Raw genomic sequence first — 6,601 nt, forward strand, 5'->3', positions numbered from 1 at the left:
GTGGTGATGGCCACTGGGGGCCTCCTTGTCGTCGTACGGCGATGGGGTGCGGGTCCGGGGTACTCCAGCCCTACCCAGCGCGCGCCGCCGCAGACGTGGGTGGGCGGACATCGTGGGTTTGCTCACTTCCACGCCGGATCCGGAACACCTCCCCGAATCCCCGACCGACAGCTATGCACTCAGTACATATACTCAGTGCATACTGAGGGGCATGAGCACCCGTCACATCCTGTTGGGACTGCTCGCCGGTGGGCCGAGCCATGGCTACGACCTCAAGCGACGGCACGACGAACGCTTCCCGCAGGCCCGTCCGCTGGCCTACGGGCAGGTCTACACGACCCTGCAGCGGCTGGTTCGCGACGGGCTCGCCGAGGTCGACGGCACCGAGGCGGACAGCGGTCCGGAACGGACGATGTACCGGTCGACGGACGAGGGGGCGCGCGAACTGGCCAGGTGGGCCGGGGAGATCACCGCGCCCGCGCCGTTCGTGACGAACGAGATCTTCGCCAAGCTCGTCGTGTCGATCCTCGCCGACGGCGACCCGGCCGCCTACCTACGGGGGCAGCGCACCGCGCACATGGCGCGCATGCGGGAGCTGACCGCCGTGAAGACCGCGCCGGGCGCCGACCTGTCGACCGTGCTCGCGGCGGACTACGCCCTCAACCATCTCGACGCCGACCTCCGCTGGATGAACACCACCGCGGCCCGGCTGACCACCCTGACCGCGGAGGTCGACGCAGCTTGAACGAGAAGAACGCCGACGTGCACGGGAAGAACGCCGACATGCACGGGAAGAACGTCCGGCCCATGCCGCTCCTCACGGCCCGCGGACTCGTCAAGGACCACGGCAGGACGCGGGCGCTGCGGGGTGCCTCGGTGGAGCTCCGGGAGGCCGAGATCCTCGCCGTCACGGGGGCCAGCGGCAGCGGGAAGTCCACACTGCTGCACTGTCTGGCGGGCATCGTCCGGCCGGACGAGGGCTCGGTGGCGTACGCGGGGAAGCGGCTCGACCAGCTCCCCGAGAAGAACCTCAGCGAGCTGCGCCGGACGGACTTCGGGGTCGTGTTCCAGTTCGGGCAGCTGATACCCGAACTGACGGCCGTCGACAACGTCGCGCTGCCGTTGCTGCTGGCCGGCACGGACCGCCGGGCCGCGCGGGAGCGGGCCGGCGAGTGGCTGGAGCGGTTCGGGGTGCGGGGGCAGGAGGAACAGCGGCCCGGGGAGATGAGCGGCGGTCAGGCGCAGCGGGTGTCGCTGGCGCGGGCGCTGGTGACCGGACCGAGGGTGGTGTTCGCGGACGAGCCGACCGGGGCGCTGGACTCGCTGGCGAGCGAGCAGGTGATGGCGGCACTGACCCACGCGGCCCGGGAGTCCCGTACGGCGGTCCTGCTGATCACGCACGACGCGCAGACCGCCGCGTACGCGGACCGCGAGGTGACGCTGCGGGACGGGGTCGTGGTGTCGGAGGCGGACGCTGAGCTGGAGGTCTCCCGGTGAAGGGGCTGGTGAACGATCTGCGCCTCGCCCTGCTGCTGACGCGGGGTTCGGACCGGCGGGAGTGGTGGCGGATGGCACTCACGGGGGCCGGGGCGGCGCTCGCGACGGCCTTCGGCCTGGCGGCGGGAGCACTCGCCTCCTTGGCCGGTCACCATCGGCTGGGCATGGCCGCCGGGCTGCTGGACAACCCCGGTGAACGCTCCGGGGTGATCGCCACCCTGCTGCTCCTGCTGGTGCCGGTCCTCGGCTTCCTCGGTCAGTGCGCCCGCGTGGGCGCCGTCCACCGGGACCGGCGGCTGGCCGGGCTGCGGCTGGCCGGCGCCTCGGCGGGCCAGGTGCGGCGGATCGCGGCGCTGGAGACGGGCACGGCCTGCCTGGCGGGTTCGCTGGTCGCGACCCTCGCCTTCGTGGCGTTCCTGCTGGGCCGGTGGCACAGCCCCGGCCCGGTGACGTGGCTCGTGATCGTGCTGGTGGCCCTCGGCGTGCCCGCGTCGGGCGCGCTCGTCAGCGTGCTGGCGCTGCGCCGTGTGGTGGCCTCGCCGCTGGGCTGGGTACGACGGGTACGGCCGGGCTCCGGCCGGGGGCCGATGTGGGTGTTCCTGGGCGCGGTCGGAGTACTCGTGCTCGCGGCCCTCCTCGCTGTCGCCGGCACCACCCGGAACATGCCCGACCAGTCGTCCGGTCAGGCTCCGCTGATCCTGTGCGGCGCCCTGCTCGCGGTGGGCGCGGGCGCGGTGCTGCTGTCCGGCGTCGTCTCCAAGGTCACCGGCCGGCTGCTCTCCTCGCGCACCGGGAACCCGGCGGTGCTGATCGCCGCCGAGCGGCTGCGTGACGACCCGTGGGCGGCGGCCCGCACCCATGCGGCCGTCCTCATGGGGGTCGTGGCCGGCAGCGGGTACATCGGCGTGCGCCAGGCCCTGCTCGCGCACATCCAGGGGTCGGCCCTTCTGGCCGAGAACGACGCCTTCTACATCGCCGGGCTCGACTTCACCGCCGCCGCCATCGTCATCGGCTTCGCCATCACCTTCTTCGGCCTGGCCGTCGGCACCGCCGAGTCCCTCGCCACCCGCCGCCGGGGCCTGGCCGCGCAGGTCGCCGCCGGGGTGCCGTACGAGGTGCTGCGCCGGGCGCTGCTGCTGGAGACGGCCCTGCCCCTCGCGCCGTCGGTGCTGGTCGCCGGCCTCGGCGGCACGGCGATCGCCGTCACGTACGCCACGGTCATGGGCGGTGCCCTGGTCGTCCCCGTCGGCGCGCCCCTGGTCCCCCTCGCGGTCTACGGCACCTGCCTGCTCGCGGCGGCGACCTCCCTGCCCCTGCTCCACCGCACGGTCCGGCCGACGGAACTGCGGTACACGTAAGGCCCGAAGACCCGGCGTCCCAGGAGACACGGGGGTGCTCCTGGGCAGCCGGAGGGGCCGGAAGAGCGGTGGGGGCGCCCGGAAAGATCCGGGCGCCCCCACTGTCGCGCACGCCCCCACGCTGTCGCGCACGCCCCCTACGCGCCCTCGCGCTACTTGGGCACGGCCGAAGGCGCGATCGGCGTGGCCCTCTCCGACTGGGGCGAGGTCGCGCTGGCGTAGACGGACGGGGCCGACACTCCGGCCGTCGGGTCGGCGTCCTCGTCGGCCACGAGGACCGGGGCCCCGCCCACGATGCGGATGTCGGCCGCGTCGAAGGCCTTCTTGATGCGCCAGCGCAGCTCCCGTTCGACCGTGAGGGCCTTGCCGGGCATCGTCTTGGCGGAGACGCGGACGACCATCGAGTCCAGCAGCACGTCGTCGAGGCCGAGGACCTCGATGGGGCCCCAGAGGAGTTCGTTCCAGGGCTCCTCCTTGCTCATCGCCTCGCCGACCTCCGTCAGGGTGCGGCGGACCTTGTCGAGGTCCTCGTCGTAGCGGACGGTGACGTCGACACCGGCCGTGGCCCAGCCCTGCGAGAGGTTGCCGATGCGCTTGACCTCGCCGTTGCGGACGTACCAGATCTCACCGTTGTCGCCGCGCAGCTTGGTGACGCGCAGGCCGACCTCGATGACCTCGCCGGAGGCGACGCCCGCGTCGACGGTGTCGCCGACGCCGTACTGGTCCTCCAGGATCATGAAGACGCCGGAGAGGAAGTCCGTGACCAGGTTCCGGGCGCCGAAACCGATGGCGACGCCCGCGACACCGGCCGAGGCCAGCAGCGGGGCGAGGTTGATCTCGAAGGTGGCGAGGACCATCAGGGCGGCCGTGCCCAGGATCAGGAACGACGCGACCGAGCGCAGCACCGAGCCGATGGCCTGGGAGCGCTGGCGGCGGCGCTCGACGTTGACGAGCAGACCGCCGAGGGTCGGCGTGGTGCCCTCGACGCCCGGGACGGAGCGGTTCATCCGGTCTATCAGCTTGGTGATCGCCCGCCGGACCACCACTCTCAGCACCACCGCTATCACCACGATCAGCAGGACGCGGAGACCGATGGCCAGCCACGTGGACCAGTTCTCCTCCACCCAGCTGGCGGCGTTGGTCGCGCTCTCCTGGGCGTCCTCCAGCGACGGCACGGCCGGTGTCGTCGCCGTCTCCGAGGGGGACGGCGTCGGCGTGGCGGCGGCCAGTAGGAGGGGCAGGGAAGAAACGGACGACACGGCGGGTACCTCCAGGTGCGTTATCTGCCCTCCGGCACGGCGGTCAAGATCCATCGGGTCACGGAAAGGTCACCGGACGGGCAGGCCCACCACACTAACGGGGCATTGTGTGGAGGTCGCCGCCATGTTCGCGGGAGACAGGGCGCTCACCAGGGAGTGAAGGGCGCACACGGCGGGGGATGAATGAGGTGTGGTCGAAAACACTCCCAGCCCGTTACCGGGACATGGTGGCGCTTCCACCAGGCCGGAGGGGAGACTGACTACGGATCGTCCACGGCGCGAGCCACGCGCCGCCGGCGTACAAGGAGGCATCCGTGCCGCACGTCCTGGTCCTCAACGCGTCGTACGAGCCACTCGGCGTCGTACCGCTCCGCCGCGCGCTCGTCCTCGTCCTGGAGAACAAGGCCGTCTCCCTGGAAGAATCCGGCGCCTATCTGCACAGCGCGACCGTCACAGTCCCCGCACCCAGCGTGGTCCGGCTCAAGCGATTCGTCCGGGTTCCCTATCGGGGGCCCGTTCCTCTGACCCGTAGGGCGCTGTTCGCCCGCGACGGGGGCCGGTGCATGTACTGCGGTGGCGTCGCAACCAGCGTCGACCACGTCATCCCACGCAGTCGCGGGGGCAAGCACGTCTGGGACAACGTCGTCGCGTCGTGCCGCCGCTGCAACCACGTCAAGGCCGACCGCCATCTCGTCGAGATCGGCTGGCGGCTCCGCCACAAACCCGCTCCGCCCACCGGGCTGGCCTGGCGCATCATCGGCACGGGCCATAGGGACCCGCGCTGGCTGCCCTACCTGCAGCCGTTCGGCGCGGACGACGCGTTGGCCCGGATCGACGGCATCTCCGCCTGACGGTCCGGGTTTTTGCATGCCGGGTGCCCTCGCCGCAGGGGCACCCGGTACGCATCGGGGAGCCACCAGGTACGCATCGGGGGAGTCGCCAGGTACGCATCGGGGGATCGCCCGGAACGCCCACATCCGGTTGACCTGCGCCTTCGTCGGCGTCTTCACAGGTACCCCGCGTTCCCTCCACACGAGTGATCGCCTAGTGTCACCCCATCGGGGGACCCTTGTTCTGGAGCGCAAAGCCCAGGGGCCCGCCGCGAATGTGGGGACTCATGCGCAAGCTCGCCATAGGCGCCGCCGTGTCCGGCGCCCTGGCTCTCACCGGCCTGGCCGCGCCCACCGCGCTGGCCGACTCGCCGGACCTGACCTTCGGTGCCGTCACGGTCAACAAGGGCAAGCCGATCCCGGTCGGCACCAAGGCCGCGGTGACCGTCCCGGTCACGTACAGCTACACCCGGCCGGACGACTTCGAGGTCGACAACAAGAACAGCTTCCTGGGCATCGCCCTCTACCGGGGTGCGCTGGTGGAGACCGACAACGCCATCGAGGGCGCCGCGAAGTCCTCCTGCACCACGACGGCGACGACCGACACCACGGTGACCGAGTCCTGCTCGACGAAGCTCACCATCGATCCTCGGGAGAACCTCTTCGAGGGCGCGGACGCCACCACCTGGAAAGCGGCCGCCGTCTACACCGAGCAGGCCATCGACGAGGACGGCTCCGACGACCACATCAGCTTCCACATCGGCAGTGACGTCTGGGGCAACCTCGGCACCGCCAAGCTCCAGCGGATCTCCAAGGTCACGGTGAACGCCACCCCGGAGCCGGTCGTCAAGGGCCGCACCCTGACCGTCAAGGGCGCGCTCACCCGCGCGGACTGGAACACCGGCAAGTACGCGGGCTACAAGGGCCAGAAGGTGACCCTGCAGTTCAAGGCCAAGGGCGCCAGCACCTACACCGACGTGAAGACGGTGACCTCCGGCACGGGCGGGGCCCTGTCCACCACCGTGAAGGCGTCGAAGGACGGCTCGTACCGCTACAAGTTCGCGGGTACGTCCACCACCGCGGCGAAGACATCCGCGGCGGACTACGTCGACGTGAAGTAGCACCACCGCCCGCGCTGCGGGCACCGGCCCCCGGGTGGCGACTCCGCCGCCCGGGGGCTTTTTCGTGGCCGGATATTGACGCTCGCCTGGTCTAGTCCTATCGTCCTGGCATCCGATAGGAAACTTTCCTAACAGTTGGGCAGGTGGCGGACCCATGGCAGGAACCCCTCGCGTACTGCGCGCCATGAACGACCGCGCCGCACTCGATCTGATGCTGGAGCACGGCCCGCTCTCCCGGACCCGGCTCGGCAGGCTGACGGGGCTGTCCAAGCCGACCGCCTCCCAGCTCCTGGCCCGCCTCGAAGCCGCCGGACTCGTGGTCGCCACCGGCACCGGCGCGGACGGACCCCGCGACGGCGACCCCGGCGCCGCCGGATCCGGCACGGGCCGACCCGGCCCCAACGCCCAGCTCTACGCGGTCGACCCGACCGCCGCGTACGCCGCCGGACTCGACGTCACCCCCGAGCGGGTCCTGGCCGCCGTCGCCGACATCACCGGCTGCACGGTCGGGGAGCACGCCGTCCCCACCCCCGGAC

General features: G+C 71.7%; 7 protein-coding genes. 6 read left to right on the top strand and 1 reads right to left on the bottom strand.

From position 1 onward, the window contains the following. Positions 1 to 211 precede the first annotated feature (211 nt). The 3 genes from P1P70_RS37675 to P1P70_RS37685 are packed head-to-tail and all read left to right on the top strand — an operon-like array spanning position 212 to position 2,855. A complete protein-coding gene (locus P1P70_RS37675) occupies positions 212 to 745 on the top strand; it encodes a PadR family transcriptional regulator (protein ID WP_319245788.1) in 534 nt (177 codons plus the stop codon). 38 nt (positions 746 to 783) lie between these two features. After that, positions 784 to 1,497, top strand: a complete 714-nt coding sequence (locus P1P70_RS37680) for an ABC transporter ATP-binding protein (protein WP_319245798.1) — start codon at positions 784 to 786, stop codon at positions 1,495 to 1,497. Next, positions 1,494 to 2,855 (top strand): ABC transporter permease, encoded by a 1,362-nt coding sequence (locus P1P70_RS37685; RefSeq protein WP_319245790.1) that lies wholly within the window; start codon positions 1,494 to 1,496, stop codon positions 2,853 to 2,855. Before P1P70_RS37680 ends, P1P70_RS37685 begins: the two co-directional genes overlap by 4 nt. A 152-nt stretch (positions 2,856 to 3,007) precedes the next feature. Here the strand turns inward: P1P70_RS37685 and P1P70_RS37690 are convergent, their stop codons facing one another. Beyond that, a complete protein-coding gene (locus P1P70_RS37690; RefSeq protein ID WP_319245792.1) occupies positions 3,008 to 4,114 on the bottom strand; it encodes a mechanosensitive ion channel family protein in 1,107 nt (368 codons plus the stop codon). Positions 4,115 to 4,428: 314 nt separating this feature from the next. On the opposite strand from P1P70_RS37690, the gene P1P70_RS37695 reads away from it, so the two are divergent. The 3 genes from P1P70_RS37695 to P1P70_RS37705 all read left to right on the top strand — a co-directional run. Beyond that, positions 4,429 to 4,965 (top strand): HNH endonuclease, encoded by a 537-nt coding sequence (locus P1P70_RS37695; protein WP_086753161.1) that lies wholly within the window; start codon positions 4,429 to 4,431, stop codon positions 4,963 to 4,965. Between the two features lie 266 nt (positions 4,966 to 5,231). After that, positions 5,232 to 6,065 (top strand): hypothetical protein, encoded by an 834-nt coding sequence (locus P1P70_RS37700; RefSeq protein ID WP_319245794.1) that lies wholly within the window; start codon positions 5,232 to 5,234, stop codon positions 6,063 to 6,065. A 154-nt stretch (positions 6,066 to 6,219) separates the two neighbouring features. Further along, positions 6,220 to 6,601, top strand: a 382-nt coding sequence (locus P1P70_RS37705) for a helix-turn-helix domain-containing protein (RefSeq protein ID WP_319245796.1), incomplete at its 3' end; no start/stop codon positions are given.

Origin of the sequence: Streptomyces sp. MB09-02B, from assembly GCF_033794485.1 — a bacterium.
Classification (GTDB): domain Bacteria; phylum Actinomycetota; class Actinomycetes; order Streptomycetales; family Streptomycetaceae; genus Streptomyces.

What these genes read in the sequence shown, in the direction of transcription:
- P1P70_RS37700 (WP_319245794.1), top strand. Translation starts at nt 5,232, where the DNA reads ATGCGCAAGCTCGCCATAGGCGCCGCCGTGTCCGGCGCCCTGGCTCTC.
- P1P70_RS37680 (WP_319245798.1), top strand. Translation starts at nt 784, where the DNA reads ATGCACGGGAAGAACGTCCGGCCCATGCCGCTCCTCACGGCCCGCGGA.
- P1P70_RS37675 (WP_319245788.1), top strand. Translation starts at nt 212, where the DNA reads ATGAGCACCCGTCACATCCTGTTGGGACTGCTCGCCGGTGGGCCGAGC.